This window comes from Promicromonospora citrea (genome assembly GCF_013004695.1).
GTDB classification, from domain to species: domain Bacteria; phylum Actinomycetota; class Actinomycetes; order Actinomycetales; family Cellulomonadaceae; genus Promicromonospora; species Promicromonospora citrea.
The window spans coordinates 12,447-31,051 of the sequence record NZ_JABEMG010000018.1; the positions used below are offsets into that span (position 1 = coordinate 12,447).

The 18,605-nt window shown below is 73.9% G+C and carries 15 protein-coding genes; 9 read left to right on the top strand and 6 right to left on the bottom strand.

What is annotated here, in order from left to right:
• Positions 1-74: 74 nt before the first annotated feature.
• Complete coding sequence (locus HLB15_RS05700; RefSeq protein ID WP_171104336.1) at positions 75-1,274, top strand: sulfotransferase family protein; 1,200 nt, start codon at positions 75-77, stop codon at positions 1,272-1,274.
• Positions 1,275-1,365: 91 nt separating this feature from the next.
• On the opposite strand, the gene serA is transcribed toward HLB15_RS05700, so the two are convergent.
• Both serA and HLB15_RS05710 read right to left on the bottom strand, forming a co-directional pair.
• Positions 1,366-2,604 carry a phosphoglycerate dehydrogenase gene (gene serA / locus HLB15_RS05705; protein ID WP_171104337.1) on the bottom strand — a complete coding sequence of 413 codons (1,239 nt, stop codon included), beginning with the start codon at positions 2,602-2,604 and terminating at the stop codon, positions 1,366-1,368.
• 92 nt (positions 2,605-2,696) lie between these two features.
• Positions 2,697-4,979: a HelD family protein gene (locus tag HLB15_RS05710; protein WP_229785191.1), complete on the bottom strand. Its 2,283-nt coding sequence runs from the start codon at positions 4,977-4,979 to the stop codon at positions 2,697-2,699.
• Positions 4,980-5,111: 132 nt separating this feature from the next.
• Between HLB15_RS05710 and HLB15_RS05715 the strand changes: the two genes are divergently transcribed.
• The 5 genes from HLB15_RS05715 (at position 5,112) to HLB15_RS05735 (ending at position 10,185) form a co-directional block, all read left to right on the top strand.
• Complete coding sequence (locus HLB15_RS05715; RefSeq protein WP_171104338.1) at positions 5,112-6,491, top strand: PP2C family protein-serine/threonine phosphatase; 1,380 nt, start codon at positions 5,112-5,114, stop codon at positions 6,489-6,491.
• The gene (locus HLB15_RS05720) at positions 6,488-8,137 is read left to right on the top strand and encodes a sensor histidine kinase (protein WP_229785183.1); all 1,650 of its coding nucleotides are present in this window, start codon (positions 6,488-6,490) and stop codon (positions 8,135-8,137) included. Before HLB15_RS05715 ends, HLB15_RS05720 begins: the two co-directional genes overlap by 4 nt.
• Positions 8,138-8,241: 104 nt before the next feature.
• Complete coding sequence (locus HLB15_RS05725) at positions 8,242-8,661, top strand: response regulator (RefSeq protein WP_171104371.1); 420 nt, start codon at positions 8,242-8,244, stop codon at positions 8,659-8,661.
• A 169-nt stretch (positions 8,662-8,830) separates the two neighbouring features.
• The gene (locus HLB15_RS05730) at positions 8,831-9,760 is read left to right on the top strand and encodes a PAC2 family protein (protein ID WP_171104339.1); all 930 of its coding nucleotides are present in this window, start codon (positions 8,831-8,833) and stop codon (positions 9,758-9,760) included.
• A gap of 221 nt (positions 9,761-9,981) precedes the next feature.
• On the top strand, positions 9,982-10,185 hold the full coding sequence (locus HLB15_RS05735) for a cold-shock protein (protein ID WP_171104340.1): 204 nt from the start codon (positions 9,982-9,984) through the stop codon (positions 10,183-10,185).
• A gap of 230 nt (positions 10,186-10,415) precedes the next feature.
• Here HLB15_RS05735 and HLB15_RS05740 read toward each other — a convergent pair whose 3' ends face one another.
• Entirely contained in the window at positions 10,416-11,246 is an 831-nt protein-coding gene (locus HLB15_RS05740; RefSeq protein WP_229785182.1) for a spermidine synthase, read from the bottom strand.
• A gap of 179 nt (positions 11,247-11,425) precedes the next feature.
• Between HLB15_RS05740 and HLB15_RS05745 the strand changes: the two genes are divergently transcribed.
• From HLB15_RS05745 to HLB15_RS05755, 3 genes are all read left to right on the top strand, one after another.
• A complete protein-coding gene (locus tag HLB15_RS05745) occupies positions 11,426-11,893 on the top strand; it encodes an SAV_6107 family HEPN domain-containing protein (protein ID WP_229785180.1) in 468 nt (155 codons plus the stop codon).
• A gap of 64 nt (positions 11,894-11,957) precedes the next feature.
• Complete coding sequence (locus tag HLB15_RS05750; RefSeq protein ID WP_171104343.1) at positions 11,958-13,199, top strand: DNA polymerase IV; 1,242 nt, start codon at positions 11,958-11,960, stop codon at positions 13,197-13,199.
• Between the two features lie 106 nt (positions 13,200-13,305).
• The gene (locus HLB15_RS05755; RefSeq protein ID WP_171104344.1) at positions 13,306-13,719 is read left to right on the top strand and encodes an SCO2097 family morphological protein; all 414 of its coding nucleotides are present in this window, start codon (positions 13,306-13,308) and stop codon (positions 13,717-13,719) included.
• Positions 13,720-13,856: 137 nt separating this feature from the next.
• On the opposite strand, the gene HLB15_RS05760 is transcribed toward HLB15_RS05755, so the two are convergent.
• Genes HLB15_RS05760 through HLB15_RS05770 form a run of 3 tightly spaced genes read right to left on the bottom strand, consistent with a single transcriptional unit; the run spans position 13,857 to position 18,560 of the window.
• The gene (locus HLB15_RS05760) at positions 13,857-16,148 is read right to left on the bottom strand and encodes a transglutaminase TgpA family protein (protein WP_171104345.1); all 2,292 of its coding nucleotides are present in this window, start codon (positions 16,146-16,148) and stop codon (positions 13,857-13,859) included.
• On the bottom strand, positions 16,145-17,494 hold the full coding sequence (locus HLB15_RS05765; protein WP_171104346.1) for a DUF58 domain-containing protein: 1,350 nt from the start codon (positions 17,492-17,494) through the stop codon (positions 16,145-16,147). Before HLB15_RS05765 ends, HLB15_RS05760 begins: the two co-directional genes overlap by 4 nt.
• A 19-nt stretch (positions 17,495-17,513) precedes the next feature.
• Positions 17,514-18,560, bottom strand: a complete 1,047-nt coding sequence (locus tag HLB15_RS05770; protein WP_229785178.1) for an AAA family ATPase — start codon at positions 18,558-18,560, stop codon at positions 17,514-17,516.
• Between the last annotated feature and the right edge of the window lie 45 nt (positions 18,561-18,605).

Here is an 18,605-nt window from a genome sequence, read left to right on the forward strand (position 1 = left end):
CGATCGGGGACCGGCGTCCGACCGGTGCGGCGGGGCGCTTGTCGTGGCCCGGAGGTGTCGGCAGGATGTGCGCCATGCCCCAGGCCACGCCCCTGCTCCGACTGATGAACCTGCTGCTCACCCCCGGGATGCGCACGCGGAAGGACCCCGACGCCGTGTTCGACGGCATCCTCGCGGAGGTGCAGCGCGACCACGCGCCGCTGACGGCCGAGGACCTCGCCGCCGTCGACGGCCTGCGCCTGCTGCTCGCCGACCACGCCGCCAACCCCGACCTCAGCGGGCTCGGGTGGATGAGCGCGCAGGACCAGATCCGCGACCGGCTCCGCAACCGGGCCGTGGTCCGGTCCGCGCAGGCGCAGCGTCCCGAGGTGCGCGACGAGCCCGTGACGGCGCCGGTGTTCGTCGTGGGCCTGCCGCGCACAGGCACCACGCTCACGTACAACCTCGTCGCCCGGCACCCGGGCCACCGGGGGCCGAAGCTGTGGGAGATGACCAACCTCGGCCTGCCGCTGCCCGAGGCCGAGCGCGCCAAGGTGATCGAGAAGACCCGCAGGCGCTTCGCGGCCGTCGGGAAGCTCAGCCCCGCGTGGGCGCACCTGCACCCCCTGGTCGCCGAGAGCGAGGAGGAGGACTTCATGCTGCGCGCGCACACCGAGATGTTCGCCACCTGGGGCCCCGCGCCGCGCTACATCGACTGGGTCAAGGGCGCCGACCTCACCGACGACTTCCGGTTCCTGCGCGAGGCGCTGCAGGTGATCGCGGCGGGCGAGGCCCCGGACCGCTGGGTGCTCAAGCACCCGATGGACCTGTGGCGCACGCCGGAGATCCTGCGCGCCTTCCCCGACGCGCGGTTCGTGTGGACGCACCGCGCGCCGTCGTCGGCGGTGGCGTCCGGCTGCTCGATGTCCGAGGCGACCCACACGATGTACCTCAAGCCGGGCCGCATCGACCTGGAGCGCATCGGGCGGGAGTGGCTGGAGATCTCGGCCGGCGGGGTCGAGCGGGCCATGGCGCTGCGCGACCAGCTGCCGGCCGACGCGGTGGTCGACGTCGTCTACGACGACCTCGTGGCCGAGCCGGAGGCCGTGGTGCGCGGGGTGTTCGACCAGCTCGGCATCGAGTGGACCCCGACCGACGCCGCCAACCTGGCCGCCGCGACCGACCGGAGCGGCCACACGCCCCACCGGTACACCCTGGAGCGCTACGGCCTGGACGAGGACCAGGTCGCGAAGGCCTTCGCGGCCTACGAGATCCCGGCCTCCACCCTGCGCTGACCCCGACCGGGCCCCGCGAGAACGACCTGCGGGACCGATCCGGCGTCGGATCGGTCCCGCAGGTCGTTCTCGCGGCGTCGGGCGCCGGCCCTCAGCGGGCCGCCGGGCCCGGGGGGAACTCCGGACGGTCGAAGGCGTCGCGGATCCGCAGGCGGATCGTGGTGTCGAGGGCCTGCAGCTTGGCGGACGCGCCGCGCTCGGTGACGTCGGAGATGTCCGTGACCACGTAGCCGATGTCGCCGCGCGTGGCCAGCATCTGGCCCTCGATGTTGGCGCCGTGGTCGGCGAAGATCTGGTTGACCGTGGCCAGCACGCCCGGCACGTTGCGGTGCAGCAGCTTGATGCGGCCCACGCCGGTCGGCTCGAGCTGCAGGTTGGGCAGGTTGACGCTGAGCATCGTCGAGCCCGTGGTCACGTAGTCCGACAGCTTCTTGGCCACGAACTGCCCGATCGACTGCTGTGCCTCCTCGGTGGACCCGCCGACGTGCGGGGTGAGGATCACGTTGGGCAGGCCACGCAGCACGGAGTCGAACGTGTCGCCGCGCTTCTTGGGCTCCTGCGGGAACACGTCCACGGCGGCGCCCGCGAGGTGGCCGGACGTGATGTGCTCGGCCAGCGAGTCGACGTCGACCACGAAGCCGCGGCACAGGTTCAGGAAGATGGCGTCCTGCTTCATGCGCGCGAACTGCTTGGCGCCGAACAGGCCCGCGTTGCCGGACCGCCCGTCGACGTGCAGCGTCACGACGTCGGCGGTCTCCAGCAGCTCGTCGAGCGTCTCGGCGCGGCGCGCGTTGCCCAGCGCCAGCTTCTCGGCGGTGTCGTAGAAGATCACCGACATGCCGAGGTTCTCGGCCAGCACCGACAGCTGCGAGCCGATGTTGCCGTAGCCCACGATGCCGAGCGTGCGGCCGCGCACCTCGTGCGAACCCTCCGCGGACTTGTCCCAGACGCCGGCGTGCAGGGCGCGGTCGCGCTCCGTCATGCGGCGGGTCAGGGAGATGATCTCGGCGATCGCGAGCTCCACCACGGACCGCGTGTTGGAGAACGGCGCGTTGAACACCGCGATGCCGCGGTTCGCCGCCGCGGTGAGGTTGATCTGGTTGGTGCCGATGCTGAACGCGCCGACGGCGACCAGGTCGCCCGCCTCGGCCAGCACACGGGCGGTGACCTCGGTCTTGGACCGGATGCCGAGGAGCTGCACGCCGTCGAGGGCGGCGATCAGCTCGTCCTCGTCGAGGGCTCCCTTGCGGTAGTCGACCTCGTACCCGGCCGACTCGAGGATCGGGACGGAGTCGGGATGGACGTTCTCGAGGAGGAGGGCTCGCTGCACGCACCCATGATGCGGCAGGGGCCCCGAAGCACCAAGCGGACGACCGGCCCGTCCCGCCTGCTGGGACGGGCCGGCGGGACGGGACGGGCGCCTCAGAACCCTTCCGGCAGGTCCTGCGCGTGCACGACGACGAGGCGCTGCGTGGGCCGCGTCATCGCCACGTACAGGTCGCTCGTGCCGCCGGGGCCGTCCGCGATCGCCGCGGGCTCCACGAGCACGACCGCGTCGAACTCGAGGCCCTTCGTCTCGCGGGGCGAGAGCACGGTCACCTGGGCGTCCTCGGGCCGCTGTGCGGCCAGCCGTGCGGCCTCCTGCTCGCCGACGGCGCCGGGCAGCGCCGCCGTGAGCGCCCCGGCCAGCCGCGGCACGCCGTCCGACGGCGCGACGACGGCGACGCGGCCGGCGTCGGGCCCGACGAACTCCTTGGCGAGCCCCAGGGCCTCGGCGACGACCGCGTCCGGGTCGGGGAGGCCGTCGGGCCCTGCTCCGGTACGGGTCGTGACGAGCGAGCCCTCGACGTCGCGCGCGGCGCGCAGGTCCGAGACGGGCAGCCGCGCGGCGCGGGCGACGCGCTGCGCGGTGTCGGCGACCGTCGCGGGCGTGCGGTAGGACACGGTGAGCTCGGCGAGCCGCCACCCGTCGCGCAGCAGCGGAGTCAGCATGCGGTCCCAGCTGCGCGCGCCGGCGGCCGACGAGGTCTGCGCCACGTCGCCCACCACGGTCATCGAGCGGGTCGGCACGCGGCGCACGAGGGCGCGCCAGGCCATGGGGGAGAGCTCCTGCGCCTCGTCGACCACGACGTGGCCGTAGGTCCAGGACCGGTCGGCGGCGGCGCGCTCCGCCGTCGTGAGCGCCGGGCCGCCCGCGGAGAACCGCGCGGCGAGCGTGTCGGCGTCCACGAGGCCCGCGTAGTCGCCGAGCATCGACTGCGTGGCCTCCAGCGCCTGCTCGGCGTAGCGGCGGGCCTCCTGCTCGGCGGCCTCGCGCGCCCGGGCCTCGACCAGCGCGACCGCGTCGTCCTCGCCGAGCAGCTCGTACGCCTCGTCGAGGATCGGGACGTCGGCCTCCGTCCAGGGGGAGCCCGGCTTGCGCTGCAGCAGGCGCCGCTCGCGCGCCGTGAGCTCCGGCGCCGCCTCGGCGAGCCGGTGCGGCTTGGCATACAGGTCGGTGACCAGCTTCTCGGGCGTGATCGGCAGCCACGCGATGTTGAGCGCGACCCGCACGGCGCGGTCCGAGCGCAGGTCCTCGATCACCGCGGCGCGGTCCTCGCCCTGCACGGGCTCGTCCTGGAAGTCGCGGTACTGGTCGGCCAGGCGCTCCAGCATGTCGCGCACGAAGGTGGCGCGTGCCAGGTTGTGCGGCTTGTGGGTGCGGCGCGCCTTGGCGATCGCGTCGCGCACGTCGCGCGGCCGGATCACGAAGTCGTGCCCCTCGACGCGCACGGGGATCTCCTCGGCGGGCACCCGCTCGCGGGCCCGCACCGCCCGGCGCACCACCTTGCGCCACAGCAGCAGGCCCTTGAGGCGGGCCACCTGCCCCTCGTCGACGGCGGTCGCCCGGACCCCCGGCAGGAGGTCGCCGATCGTCGTCGACACCACACCGGTCTCACCGAGGGACGGCAGCACCTGGTCGATGTAGCGCAGGAACGCGCTGGACGGGCCCACCACGAGCACGCCCGACCGCTCCAGCAGCCGCCGGTGCGCGTACAGCAGGTAGGCCGCACGGTGCAGCGCGACCGCCGTCTTGCCGGTGCCCGGCCCGCCCTGGACCACGAGCGCGCCCGTGAGGTCCGAGCGGATGATGCGGTCCTGCTCGGCCTGGATCGTCGCGACGATGTCCGTCATGCGGCCCGTGCGGCCCTGGGCCATGGCGGCCAGCAGCGCGCCCTCGCCCGAGAGCGCGTCGGCGTCGATCTCGGTGTCGAGGTCCAGCACCTCGTCCTCCAGGCCCGTCACCGACCGGCCCTTCGTGACCAGGTGCCGACGGCGGCGCACGTCGCCCGGGTGCAGCGCGGTGGCCCGGTAGAACGCCTCGGCCGCCGGCGCCCGCCAGTCGGTCAGCATCGACCGGTGCTCGGCGTCCGTGAGGCCGATGCGCCCGACGTACCGCGTGACCGTGCCGTCGGCGGACCCGTCCGCCAGGTCCAGGCGGCCGAACACCAGCCGGTCCTCGACGGCGTCGAGCTGGGCGGCCCGGTCCTCGTAGAGCGTGGCGAACGCGTCGCGCTCGCTGCGGTTCTGGTGGGTGCCGACCGCGCCGGCCAGACGGACGTCCCGCAGACGGTCGGCGGTGGTCCCGCGAAGGGTGTCCAGCCGGGCGTACATCGTGTCGACGACTTCCTGCTCGTGGGCGAGCTCGCCCGCGATTCCCGTCACGCCCTACCTCCGTGGCTCACCTGCACTAACGGCCGGTCGTGAACAACCGGCCAACCATTATCGCGCACGTGTCACGCACAGGTGCCTTCCCTGCGCTGACACGGCGTCATCTCGCTGGATAGGATCGCCGCCATGGCACTGGGCGGGGCGAGGTCGGCGGGGCCCGGAGACGGGTCCGCGCACCCTCGCCTGTCCCGGATCGACGGGCCGATCTCGGTCCTCCTGGTCGAGGACGACGACGCCGACGCCTTCCTCGTCGGCGAGCTGCTGGCCGACGCCGACGTCGAGGCCGACCTGCGAGCCGACCTGCACCGCGCGCACTCCATCGACGAGGCGCTGACCATCCTGTCCATGGTCGCCGTCGACTGCCTGCTGCTCGACCTCGGCCTGCCCGACGGCGAGGGCCTCGGCGCCCTGCGCCGCGTCATCGAGGGCATCGAGGTGCTGCCGGAGCAGCCCGCCGTCGTCGTGCTCACCGGCAACACCGCGCACGACCTGGGCGCGGCGGCCGTGGCCAACGGCGCCGACGACTACCTCGTCAAGGCCGACGTCGACGGCGACTCCCTGGCCCGCTGCCTGCGCTACGCCACGCTGCGGCGCCGGTCGGCCGCCCAGCAGATCGCGCTCTACCGCAGCGAGGTCCGCGCCGCCGAGACCACCCGGCTCGAGCGCGCCCTGCTGCCCAAGGAGCTCGTCACCGACGACAGGGTCTCCGTCATGGTCGGCTACCTGCCGGGCGGCAACGGCCTGCTCGGCGGCGACTTCTTCGACACCGTCGAGCGGCCCGACGGCACGCTCGTCACCGTCATCGGCGACGTGGCGGGCCACGGCCCCGACGAGGCGGCGCTCGGCGCGGCGATGCGCACCGCGTGGCGCACCCTCGTGCTCGCCGACACCGCACCCGGCGACGTGCTGCCCCTCCTCGAGCGCGTGCTGCTCGCCGAGCGCGGGCGGCCCGAGGTGTTCGTGACCATCTGCCAGATGGTCATCTCGCCCGACCGCCGCCGCATGGACGTCTACCTCGCGGGCCACCCGCCGCCCCTGTTGGTCGTGCCGCAGGTCGCCCGCGACGCCGCCGTGCTCGTCACGCACCGCTGCGAGGAGCTGCCCGCCGCGCTGCGCGGCCGCGCCCTCGGCATCCCGGTCGACGGCGGGTGGTCCCCGCACACCGTCGAGCTGCCGGAGGTCTGGACCGCCGTGCTGTACACCGACGGGCTCGTCGAGGCCGCCGTCGGCACCGACCCGAAGGGCACGCCCGTGCTCGCGCCCAGCGCGACCGGCCGCATGCCGCGCCTGGGCGCACACGGCCTGCGCAGCGTCGTCGAGCGTGAGATGGACCAGGGCACCGACGAGGTGGTCACCCGGGTGCTGCGCCGCGTGCGCGAGCTGCACGGCGGCCCGCTCGTCGACGACGCGGCCCTCCTGTTCGTCGGCTGGGCCGGTGCGGGCGCGACGGGCCCGGCCGAGCGCACCTCGACGCTCGCCGACTCGGTCGAGTGGTCGCGCACATGACGGTCGTGCACCCCGACGAGCGCCGGTTCACCGGCGTCTCGATGCGGCGCAGGCTCGCCCGCCTGCTCGGCGCCGTCGCGGCCATGCTCGTCATCGCGCTCGCCGTCGCCGTGCTCGCCCTCGTCCAGTCCCGCGGCCTCGACGCGCGCGCCGACGGCCCCTACTACCGCGCCCTGGTCGACGGCGAGCGCGCCTCCCTCGCCCTGAGCGACGCGGACGCGTCCCTGCGCGCCTACCGCGCCACGTGCGAGCCCGCGGCGCTCGAGCCGTGGACCCGCGCCGTCGGGGCCAGCGGCCGCATCATGCTCCTCGCCGACGTCGAGCGCCGCGAGCTCGCCGCCGACGCCGAGGTGATCCTGGCCTACGAGGAGGCCGCGCGGCGCACCGACGCCTGGTTCCGGCAGTACGCCGAGCCCCTCGTGGCCGCCGTCGGCGACACGACGGCGGGCGAGGCGCGCTGCCGGCTGGCGCTCGCGGACGCCCCGACCGCCGCGGAGGGCGAGGCGCTGTACGAGAGCGCGCGCACCGCCGTCGTGCGCTACCTGGCCGAGCTGAGCGCGCAGCGCGACGCGATCGTGGAGACGCGCACGGTGTGGGAGCGCCTGCTGCTGGGCGCCGTGGCGACGCTCGTGCTGGTCGTGGTGCTCATGGGCACGCTCATGTGGCTCGCGCTGGAGGGCTGGGTCATCCGGCCGCTGACCGAGCTCACGGCCGCCGTGCGCGTGGTGAGCAGCGGTGGCATCCGCCGCGAGATCCGCCCCGCGGGGACGGGCGAGGTCGCGCTGCTGGCCATGCACGTCGAGACCATGCGCCGCGACCTGGTGCACCAGGTGGAGGAGATCCGGCTCTCGCACCAGGAGGTCGAGAACGCGCACGGCCTGCTCAGCGAGAAGACGCGCGAGCTCGAGCGCTCCAACCGGGACCTGGAGCAGTTCGCCTACGTCGCGTCGCACGACCTGCAGGAGCCGCTGCGCAAGGTCGCGAGCTTCACGCAGCTCCTGCGCAAACGGTACGGCGGCCAGCTCGACGAGCGCGCCGACCAGTACATCGAGTTCGCCGTCGACGGCGCCAAGCGCATGCAGGGGCTCATCCAGGACCTGCTGGCCTTCTCCCGCGTGGGCCGCACGGGCGTGCCGCGCGAGGACGTGGACCTGGAGAGCGTGCTCTCCGCCGCGCTGTCGGAGCTGTCCGACCGGATCGACGAGACCGGTGCCGAGATCGAGCACGACCCGATGCCGGAGGTGCACGGCGAGCGCGCGCTGCTGCAGCAGCTGTTCGTCAACCTGGTGGGCAACTCCCTCAAGTTCCGCCACCCCGAGCGCCCGCCGGAGATCCGGATCGAGGTGCGCAGCATGCGTGCGCACTGGGAGATCTCGGTGATCGACAACGGCATCGGCATCGACGCGCAGTACGCCGAGCGCGTGTTCGTCATCTTCCAGCGGCTGCACTCGCGCGAGCAGTACGCGGGCAGCGGCATCGGCCTGTCGCTCGTGAAGCGGATCGTCGAGTACCACAAGGGCCGCATCTGGATCGAGCCGTCGGCCGGCGGCGGCACCATCGTGCGGTTCACGCTGGCCCGTAGGCAGGGCCAGCCCGCGCAGGGCAGGCTTTCGACCGAACGAGCGCAGTCGACTACGCTCGGATGAGCATGGCCTGACCTGGGCCGACGGCGGGCCGCGACCACGGTGCCTCTCCTGGTGCCCGGCGCTGCCGAGACTGAAGAGGTACGTGGGTGAGCGGCAACAAGGTGATGGAGATCCTCCTGGTGGAGGACGACCCGGGCGACGTGCTCATGACCAAGGAGGCGTTCGAGGACCACCGCGTCCCGAACCGCGTCTCGGTGGTGGGCGACGGCGTGAGCGCGCTGGAGTTCCTGCGCAAGCAGGGGGAGTTCGAGGACGCCCCGACGCCCGACCTGGTGCTGCTGGACCTCAACCTGCCGAAGATGGACGGGCTCGAGGTGCTCGCCGTCGCCAAGGGTGACCCGATGCTGCGGCACATCCCCGTGGTGGTGCTGACGACGTCGGACGCCCAGGAGGACGTCGTGGGCTCCTACTCGCTGCACGCCAACGCGTACGTGACCAAGCCCGTGGACTTCGAGGAGTTCATCGCGGCGGTGCGGCGCATCGACGAGTTCTTCGTCTCCGTGGTGCGGCTGCCCGGGCGGTAGGGGCGTCCGCGTCCGGGCGCTCCTGGCGCCTCGGTGTGTCGCTGAGAGCGTAAGGAGAACGTCAGGGACCGGCGCCGGGAAGACAGGGGGCCGTCCCGGCGTTGGACAGTTCGGGCACCCTTGCACGAGGGCGTCCGCGAAGACTTCCGACGATCGAGGGAGAGCGCACGTGCTTGACCCCCAGGGCATCTATGACGTCGACGAGGCAGCGGTCGAGCGCACGCTGGGTCGCAGCGTGCCGGGCAGCACCGACGGCCCCGTCCTCCTGCACGCCGTCCGCGGTTTCGTGGACGCCGGCAGCGCGGGCGAGCTCGCCGTCGACCACCTCGTCGACCAGTTCCGGGTCGAGCGCCTGGTGACGTTCGACGTCGACCAGCTGCTCGACTACCGCTCCAAGCGGGCCACGATGCTGTTCGAGTCCGACCACTGGGCCGACTACCAGGCCCCCTACCTGGCGATCGACCACCTGACCGACGCCGAGGGCACCGGCTTCCTGCTCCTGCACGGCTCCGAGCCGGACCTGCAGTGGGAGCGCGTCGTCGCCGCGCTGGTCCAGCTCGTCGAGCGGTTCAACGTCAGCCTCACCATCGGCCTGCAGGGCATCCCGATGGGCCTGCCGCACACGCGGCCGCTGTCGCTGACGGCGCACGCCACGCGGCCGGCGCTCATCGACGACTACACCTCCTGGTTCGGCAGCGTGAAGGTGCCCGGCTCGCTGTCCGCGCTGCTCGAGTACCGGCTCGGCGAGGCGGGGCACGACGCCCTCGGCTTCACCGTGCACGTGCCGCACTACCTGGCGCAGTCGCAGTACCCGCCGGCCACCGTCGTGGCGCTGCAGCACACGGAGCGGGCCACGGGCCTCGACCTCGCGGTCGCCGGGCTCGAGGAGGCCGCGACCGACGCCAAGATCGAGGTCGAGAAGCAGGTCGCGGAGTCCACGGAGGTCGCGGCGGTGGTCAAGGCGCTCGAGGAGCAGTACGACGCCTTCGCCCGCTCGATCGGTCGTCCGAGCCTGCTCGCCGAGACGACGCCGATCCCCAGCGCCGAGGAGCTCGGCGCCGAGTTCGAGCGGTTCCTCGCACAGCAGAACGGCGACTGACCGGCGTGCTGGGGCGGCTCTCGCGGCCCGGTGTGTCATAGCTGCGGCAGAAATGTGCCTGTTCCGTGGCGCATCTGAGTGGTCCGTGCCACACTGGCGCACGTTGCAGTGACGTACCAAGGCCACGTCCGCCGTGTCGTGAGCAAGTCGGGAAAGCATTGCGGCGCGGGGGCGGGCACAGGGCCCGCCGTCGGATCCCGGACGGAAGGTCGAAGGACAGCATGGCGCAGGGTTCTGTGAAGTGGTTCAACGCGGAGAAGGGCTACGGGTTCATCGCCCAGGACGGCGGCGGTGCCGACGTCTTCGTCCACTACTCCGCGATCCAGTCCAGCGGGTACCGGTCGCTCGAGGAGGCCCAGCGGGTCGAGTTCGAGATCACGCAGGGCCCGAAGGGTCCTCAGGCGGAGTCGGTCGTCCCGCTCTGAGGTGATCCGCGCGCGAGGCCGCTCTCCCCGAGGGGAGGGCGGCCTCCGTGCTGCCCCCGCCCCCATCCCCTCGCCGAGGTAGTCACCTGGCGAGGTAGTCACCCGGCGAGGTAGTCACAGGGCGAGGTAGTCACCCGGCGAGGTAGTCACTGGGGCGGGAGCGCTTGTTCCCGCCCCGGCCCTGACTACCTCGCCCTGTGACTACCTCGCCCTGTGACTACCTCGGCGGGTCAGGTCGGGGGCGGGGTGGGCAGCGGGGCGGCCGTGCCCGCGAAGGCGGCGGCGTCCTCGTCGATCAGGAGCGTCGCCGGGACCGCGAGGCTGCGCAGTGCCCGGCCGAGGGCGGGGTCGCGGAGCAGGGCGGGGGAGTCGGCGGCCTCGTCGTCCGGCAACGGGCGGACGGCGGCCAGCACCAGGTTGCCGTACCGCCGTCCCTTGAGGATCGCCGGCTCGGCGACGACGGCGAGCCGGCCCTGCGCGGTGGCGTCCGGCCCGAAGGCCTGCGCGAGGCCGGCGACCTCGCGCCGCGCCGTGGCCAGCGGCGGCCGGTCCGCGCAGTTGACGAGCAGCACGCCACCGGGGCGCAGCACGCGACGGGCCTGCTCGGCGAACCCCGTGCCGACGAGGTGGGCGGGCGTGCTGTCGCCCGCGAACACGTCGCGCACGACGACGTCCCAGGACTCGTCGCGGGCACCGGCCAGCGCACGGGCGGCGTCGTCGGCACGCAGGCGCAGCAGGGGCGACCGGGGGAGGTCGAACCACTCACGCACGAGCTCGAGGAGCCGGGCGTCCAGGTCGACGCCGAGCTGGCGGGAGCCCGGCCGCTCGTGCTCGACGTGCCGGGCGAGGGCGCTGCCGGCCGCTCCGAGGTGCAGCACGCGGAGCGGGCCGGGCGGAAGGAGCGCGAGGACGGCGGCCATCTGCTGCATGTACTCGAAGTCGAGGAACCCGGGGTCCGTGAGGTCGAGGCCAGAGCTCGGCACGCCGTTGACGTGCAGGGTCACTCGTTGCGGGAAGTCGGGGTCGCGGACCACCTCCGCGGTCCCGGTGTCGATCGGCACGGGTCCGGAGGGCAGCTCGGCGGGGAGTGTCAGTGGTGCGGAGGAAGATGGTCGGCGTCGGGCGGTGCGGCGGGCCATGGGGACAGTGTCTCCCGGGTCCCGGGGCGCGCTTGACAGGATAGAACGTATGTTCGATAGTGTCGCACAAGGGGTTCGATCGGAGGTTCGAGATGGGCACCATGCACTCTCAGGGCGCGCGTGACGTCGTCGCGGCGCGCATGCTCGTGCCGCGCGCGGTCCCGCCGGGCGTCAGCGCTCTGCTGCGCAAGGCGGACGCGGAGCTCGCCGAGGCGGCGCGCTCGGCCGACCCCGGGGACCGGTTCGTGCACGCGCACCTCGCCGCGATCCGGTCGGCGGCGGCCGTCGTGGCGCTCCGGGGCAAGCCGTCGGCCCGTTCCGGCGCGCGGACGGTCTGGGACATGCTCGCGCACGCCGAACCGGACCTGGCGGCCTGGTCCGGCTACTTCGCGTCGGGTGCGCCGCTGCGCGCCGCGGTGGACGCGGGCAGGCCCGAGCAGGTCGACGCCGCGCGCGCGGACGAGCTGCTCGCGTGCGCAGAGGACTTCCGGGACGAGGTGGCGATGCTCGTGGACCCCGACGCGGGGTTCTCGACGCAGCGGCTGACCCTCGTCCCCGAGGCGTCGTGACCGCGCGGGCGGGTACGCGACCGAGAGAGCGGGACACGAGCACGGTGAGCAGCAAGGGGGCGCGGTGAGCAAGGGACCGCGCTCGGCGGCGGCGCGACGGGACTGGGGGTCGGACGAGACCGGCTGCTCGGTGCTGCACCTCGACATGGACGCGTTCTTCGCGTCCTGCGAGCTGGTGCGCCGACCTGAGCTGCGGGGCAAGCCGGTGATCGTCGGCGGGCAGGAGCGCGGGGTCGTGCTGGCCGCGACGTACGAGGCGCGGGCGTTCGGCGTCCGCTCGGCGATGCCCATGACCCGGGCGCGCCTCCTCTGCCCGCAGGCGACCGTCGTCCCGCCGGACCACACGCTGTACCGCGAGGTGTCGCGGTCGGTCATGGCGCTGCTGCACGAGGTGACCCCCCTGGTCGAGCAGATCAGCGTGGACGAGGCCTTCCTCGACGTCAGCGGCGCCCGGCGCCGGCTGGGGTCGCCGACCGCCATCGGGGCGGAGCTGCGGCGTCGCATCGAGGCGGAGCACGGCGTCACGGCCTCGGTGGGCATCGCGCGCAACAAGTTCGTCGCCAAACTGGCCTCCACGCACGCGAAGCCCGACGGCATGATGCTCGTGCCCGCGGCGGCCACCGTCGACTTCCTGCACACGTTGCCGGTGGGTGCGCTGTGGGGCGTGGGGGAGAAGACCGAGAAGTCGCTCGCGGCGTGGGGGATCACCACGGTCGCCGAGCTGGCGCACACCGACCTGCCGAGCCTCCAGGCGGCCGTCGGCCGCGTCGGTGGGGCCCACCTGCACGACCTGGCGTGGGGCCGCGACCCGCGCCCGGTGGTGCCGGAGCAGCGCGAGCACAGCATCGGCGCCGAGACGACCTTCGACACCGACCAGCACGACACCGAGGTGGTGAGCCGGCGGGTGCTCGAGCTGTCCGACCGGGTCGCCGCGCGCCTGCGGCACCAGGGCGTGCTCGCTCGCACCGTCTCGGTCAAGGTGCGGTCCAGCGACTTCGCCACGTTCAGCCGATCGCGAACGCTCGACGGTCCCACGGACGTCGCGCGCGAGATCTATCTGGTCGCCCGGGACCTCGTGGCGAACGTGGACCTGAAGGGGCTCCCGGTCCGGCTCGTGGGCGTGCGGGGCGAGAATCTGGTGCAGCGCGACGGTTCCGTGCAGCAGCTCACGCTCGACGAGGCGGTCGATCCGCGGTCCGGGGCACAGCGCGAGGCGGAGCTCGCGCTCGACGCCGTGCGACAGAAGTTCGGAAGAACAGCGATCGACCTGGGTGTACATCACAAGAACAGCACGCATCGATACTGATCTGCCCCTATAGTCGCTGGTATGCCCGGGATGTCGACTACCAACGGCGGCCGGGTCGTCCTATCCTGGAAGGGACACTGTTCCTTTGCGAGATCCGGGGGTCTCGATGCCTCTGTCCGAGTACGAGCAGCGGGTGCTGGAGCAGATGGAGCGTGCTCTGACGTCAGACGACCCGCGCCTGGCGAACACGCTCCAGTCCACCGGTCGCGGTAACGCTCTGCGTTACGTGCTGTCCGGGGCCGGCGTGGTCGTCGGTCTGCTCCTTCTGGTCGTGGGTGCGGCGACGTCGCAGACCTGGCTCGGGGCCATCGGCTTCGTGCTGATGTTCGCCGGCGTCGTCTTCGCGTTCTTCGGACCGCGTAAGAAGCAGGAGGGGCCGGTCGGCGTCGTGGACGACGACGGCACGGTCCAGCCACCGCAGGGAAGGGCCGCACGGCCCCGCAAGCGCCAGGGCAGCGGGGGCTTCCTCGCCCGCCTGGAGGAGCGCTGGGAGAACCGGCGCAACGAGGGCGGCCGCTGACCGAGCGCAACGCCCGGATCTCGGACTCGCAGAAGACTCGACCAGGAGCCGGACCCCACGGGGTCCGGCTCCTGCCGTATTCCTCCGGCGCGCCGTATTCCTCCGGCGTGGCGACGGCCGCGCGGCCGCCGGGTGGGTCAGCGGCCTGCCGGGGCCAGGGCCGTCGCCAGGGCCGCGGTGAGCGCGGCCGTGAGGTCCTCCAGCTCGGCGGCGGTCGGCGGCGTCGAGCGGCGGGCGTACCGTTCCGCCTCCGCGGCCGCGGCCAGGGCGCCGAGCCGCTCGGTGACGTCGTCGGGCAGCGTGGCGCCCGTGCGGGCGCGCACCTCCTCCGCGATCTGCCCGGGCGCCTGGCGCAGGGTGACCGACGGCCCCAGCCGCACACCCTGCTCCGCGAGCACGGCCAGCACGCGCGACCACGCGAGCTCCGGGTCGAGCACCTCCGGTGCGGCCCGACGCCGGGTGAGCAGCCAGAACGCGCCGCCCAGCAGCGCGACCACGACGACGGCCGCCAGCACCCACGCCCAGCCCGGCAGCGTCGCGTCGGACACGCTCCTGCCCCCTGAGGTGTTCGACGACGCCGTGGGCGCCGACTGCTCGGGCTGCTGGCTCGGTCGGCTGCTCGGCACCTCCGGCGCCCGCGAGGTCGTCGGCGCCGCGCTCGGCAGGCTGCCGGCCTCGGGGTTGGCGTAGGAGGGCAGGGGGCCGGTCTGCACCTGCGGCGTGGGCTCGAACCGCACCCAGCCGACGGTCGGGAAGTAGATCTCCGGCCACGCGTGCGAGTCCTGACCCGTGACGCGGTAGCTGCCCTGCCCGTCCGGCCGTCCGGGGAGCCAGCCGACGCCGATGCGGGCGGGGATGCCCAGGCTGCGCGCCATGACCATCATCGAGAGGGCGTACTGGGTGCAGTAGCCCTCCTTGTCCTGCAGGAAGTCCCACACGGTGTCGGACGAGCCGCGGTAGTCGGCGTCGGGGTCGTACACGAACCCCGAGCCGGAGCGCAGGTGGTTCTGCAGTGCCACGGCGGCGTCGAACCGCGTCGGAGCGTCCCCGGCGATCCGGCGGGCGTAGTCGGCGATGTCCTCGCGGTGCTCGGTGTCCGGCACCTCGGTGTAACCCGCCGAGCGCGGGTCGCCCGTCCGGGGCACCGCGCGCAGCTGCGCGGGGGTCAGCTGCCGGTCCACGACGCCGACGCGGTACTCGGAGCCCGGCTGCGTGCCGGCCTGGCTGCGGACCTCGTCGCGCAGCGAGTCGTAGGCCCAGTCGCCCTCGATGTCGACCTGGCGCGGCTCCAGCGGCAGCGGCAGCTCGGCGCCGGTGAGCTGGTCGATGCGCACGTTCACCTGGCGCACGTCGCCGATGCCGCCCTCTCCGGGCGGTGCCAGCACGGTCGACGGGTCGAAGTCGAGGCCGCCGCTGGGCACGTTGCGGTGGGTCTGGACGCCGTCGAAGGCCGTGAGGGTCATGACGCGCAGAGGGCCGAGCGGTGTGTCGTCCGGCAGCGTGTACGTCAGCACGGTGTCGCTCGAGCGGGCGCTCAGCGGCTGGCGCATGTCGAGCTCGGAGGAGAGCTCGACGGTGTCGGACGGCGTCGAGATGAGCTGGTTCCACGTGCCCGCGAGGGCCGGCAGCGCGGCCGTCCCGTTGGCCACGCCCAGCGACGCGACGGCGACGGCGGCCGCCGTGCCTGCCGTGATCCACGACCGGAACCGCTGGGCGCGACGCACGGCCGCGGAGTCGGAGCCCGCGACCCTGCCGGGCGTCACGCCCACCGGGTCGACCGTGAGCAGCAGGAGCATCGCCGTGACGCTGACGGCGAAGACGAACCACGGCACCTCGCCGATCAGCGTGAGCGGCGGCGTCCACAGCAGCAGGAGCGGGATGCCGGCGAAGCCGGGCATCCGGGCGCCTGCGAGGGAGTCGACGACCAGCAGGACCAGCAAGGTGCCACCCACGGCGACCATGCTGATGGCCTCGTCGGGCCCGACGGGCGCGACCTGAGTGCTCATGGTCTCGGTGGCCTGGCGGAACCGCTCGAGCACCCGGTCGAGCGCCGCCGGGCCGACGAACGGCTCGAAGCGCTGTCCCGGCCCGCCGTAGCGGGCGAGCAGGAACCAGGACGCGACGAGCGTCGCCGCCGCGGTGGCGACGAAGGACGCGCTGCCCGAGGCGCGGTCGGCGGCCCGGTCGGCGCTCGGTCCCTGGCCCGCCGCGCGGCGGACGGCCGCGCGGTCGACGGCGTTGCGCAGGAGCAGGTACCGCACGACGGCGCTGGTCGCGGACACGAGGATGACGCCGACGGTGCCGACCGTGAGCCAGGAGCCGGGGTCGATGACGAGCGTGAGCGCGTGCATCGACGTGATCACGGCGATCGCGACGAGCACGGAGGAGGCGACGGTGCGGAGCAGCGGTCCGCGGTGGGCGGGGATCACAGCGCACGCTCCGCGAGCAGGGCCCAGGCACGTTCTGGGTCGGTACGGGACGGGGTGGTGCTGACGTGCCAGCCGGAGGCGCGCAGCTCGGCGGACGTCTCGTCGAGCTCGTGGCGGAAGCCCTCGCCCCGCGGCTCGACGAGGAGCGCCCAGCACGTGCCCTCGGCGCCGAGGGCGGCGAGGCTGCGCCGCGCCTCGGGGTCGTGGGGCCCGAGCACGGCGACGACGATCTCGCCGGCGGTGCGCGCGAGCCGCAGCGCCTGGGCGGTCCTTGCGGTGGCCTGGTGGCCCTCCGCGGAACCGCGGTGCCCGCTCACGTCGACGCAGGCGTCGAGGATCGCGGCCCGGCTGGCCCGGGTGGTGGCGAACCGCGCGCTCTCGAGCGTCGGGGCCACGGTGGTGGTCACGAGGCGGGTCGGGTGCCCGGCGTCGAGGAACGACGTCGCGACAGAGGCGGCGAGCTCGACGGCCCACTCGCCGTCGTCGACGGCGGCGGGGCGGCGCAGGCCGGTCGCGTCCTGCCAGTGCGGCAGCAGCGAGCGGTCGAGCAGCACGGTGACGGGGCGCACGCCCGCGCTCTCGTCGGCACGCACCATGAGCTGGCCGCGCCGGGCGGCGCTGGCCCAGTGCACCCGGCGCGGGTCGTCGCCCGCGACGTACTCGCGCAGCACGGAGTCGTCGGTCGACTGCAGCCGGGCGCCGGTGGCGGAGTGGTCGACGTCGCCGACCGACCGCGTGCGCACGGCGAGCTCGACGGTGCGCGGCCACACGGGTACGTGCGTCGCGCTGCCGAGCGGCTGGGTGGCGCGGACCAGGCCGAAGACGTCGGTGCGCGTGGTGAGCAGGGGGCCGAGCGGCCAGCGCCCGCGGCGGGTGGGTGTGAGCGTGTAGTGCACCGCGATGCGGTCGGCCCGCGCGGAGACACGCGCCCTGATGCCCTGGTGGCCCGCCAGCTCGTGCGCCGCCTGCTCGGACAGCCGCAGCCGGGACAGCCGCTCGTAGGCGGCGCCGCTGGTCTGCCGCGCCGCGACGAGCAGGCCGACCTCCGCCGTCCGGTCCCGGACCACGGGGTTGGGGGACACGGTGCGCGTCACGCGCAGCGCGCCGCGGCCGGACTCGAGCCGCTGGGTGCCGATGACCACCCACGCGACCCCGACGGCGAGCAGCGCGGCCGCGCCCAGCCCGACGAGGTGCGGGAGGGTGAGCACGAGCCCGAGCGGCACGAGCGCGACGCCGAGGACGCTCGCCCCGACGCCGCGCGAGGTCAGGCGGACCCTGCTGATGCGGGCGAGGGTCTCGCGCCAGGTCGAGCGTGCGGGCCGGCGAGCGGTCGTGGGGGATGACATGCGTCCGTCGCCCGGCCGCTCAGAACGGGCGCCGGTCGGCCGGCTCGAGCGCCGGGACCGGTGTGCGCTGCACCAGCTCGTCGACCAGGCTCTCGGGGGTCACGCCGCTCAGGCGGGCCTCGGTGGTGAGGATGAGCCGGTGCGCGAGGACGGGCCGGGCGAGCCGCTGGACGTCGTCGGGCAGCACGTGGTCGCGGCCGGCCATGGCCGCCATGGCCTTGGCCGCCCGCAGGAGCTGGAGCGAGGCGCGCGGGGAGGCGCCGAGGCGCAGGCTCGGGTGCTCGCGCGTGGCGGCGACCAGGCCGACGACGTAGCGCTTGACCGACGGCGACGCGTACAGCGCGCGCACCTGCTGCGCGAACCGGACCATCGACGGCCCGTCGGTGACGGCCTGGAGGTGGGCCAGTGGCGTCGTCGCCTCCTGGCGGTCGAGCATGAGGATCTCGGCCGACGTGTCCGGGTAGCCGACGGTGACGCGGGCCATGAACCGGTCGCGCTGCGCCTCGGGCAGCGGGTAGGTGCCCTCCATCTCGACCGGGTTCTGGGTGGCGACGACGAGGAACGGCCGGGGGAGCTGGTGGGTGGTGCCGTCGACCGTGGTCTGGCCCTCCTCCATGCACTCCAGCAGCGCCGACTGGGTCTTGGGCGAGGCGCGGTTGATCTCGTCGCCGATGACGATGTTGCTGAACACCGGGCCGGGCCGGAACTCGAACTCGTGGCTGCCGGTGCGGAAGATGTTGACGCCGGTGAGGTCGCTGGGCAGCAGGTCGGGCGTGAACTGGATGCGGCCGACGTGGCAGTCGATGCTGCGCGCGACGGCCTTGGCGAGGGTGGTCTTGCCGACGCCGGGGACGTCCTCGACGAGCAGGTGCCCCTCGGCCAGGAGGACGGCGAGCGTGATGTCGGCGAGGCCGGGCCGGCCCGTCACGACGGACTCGACGGCCGCGCGGACGCGGGCCATGGTGTCCACCAGCTCGTCCAGCGCGCCGGGTCCGGGGACGGCCTGGCTGCCGGGCCCGCCGAACTGTGGTTCCGCGAGGCCGGACGTGGCGGGTTCCGTGTGCACGAAAAGAGACCTCCATCGGCCGGGGTAGTCAGGCCGCTCTCTGGC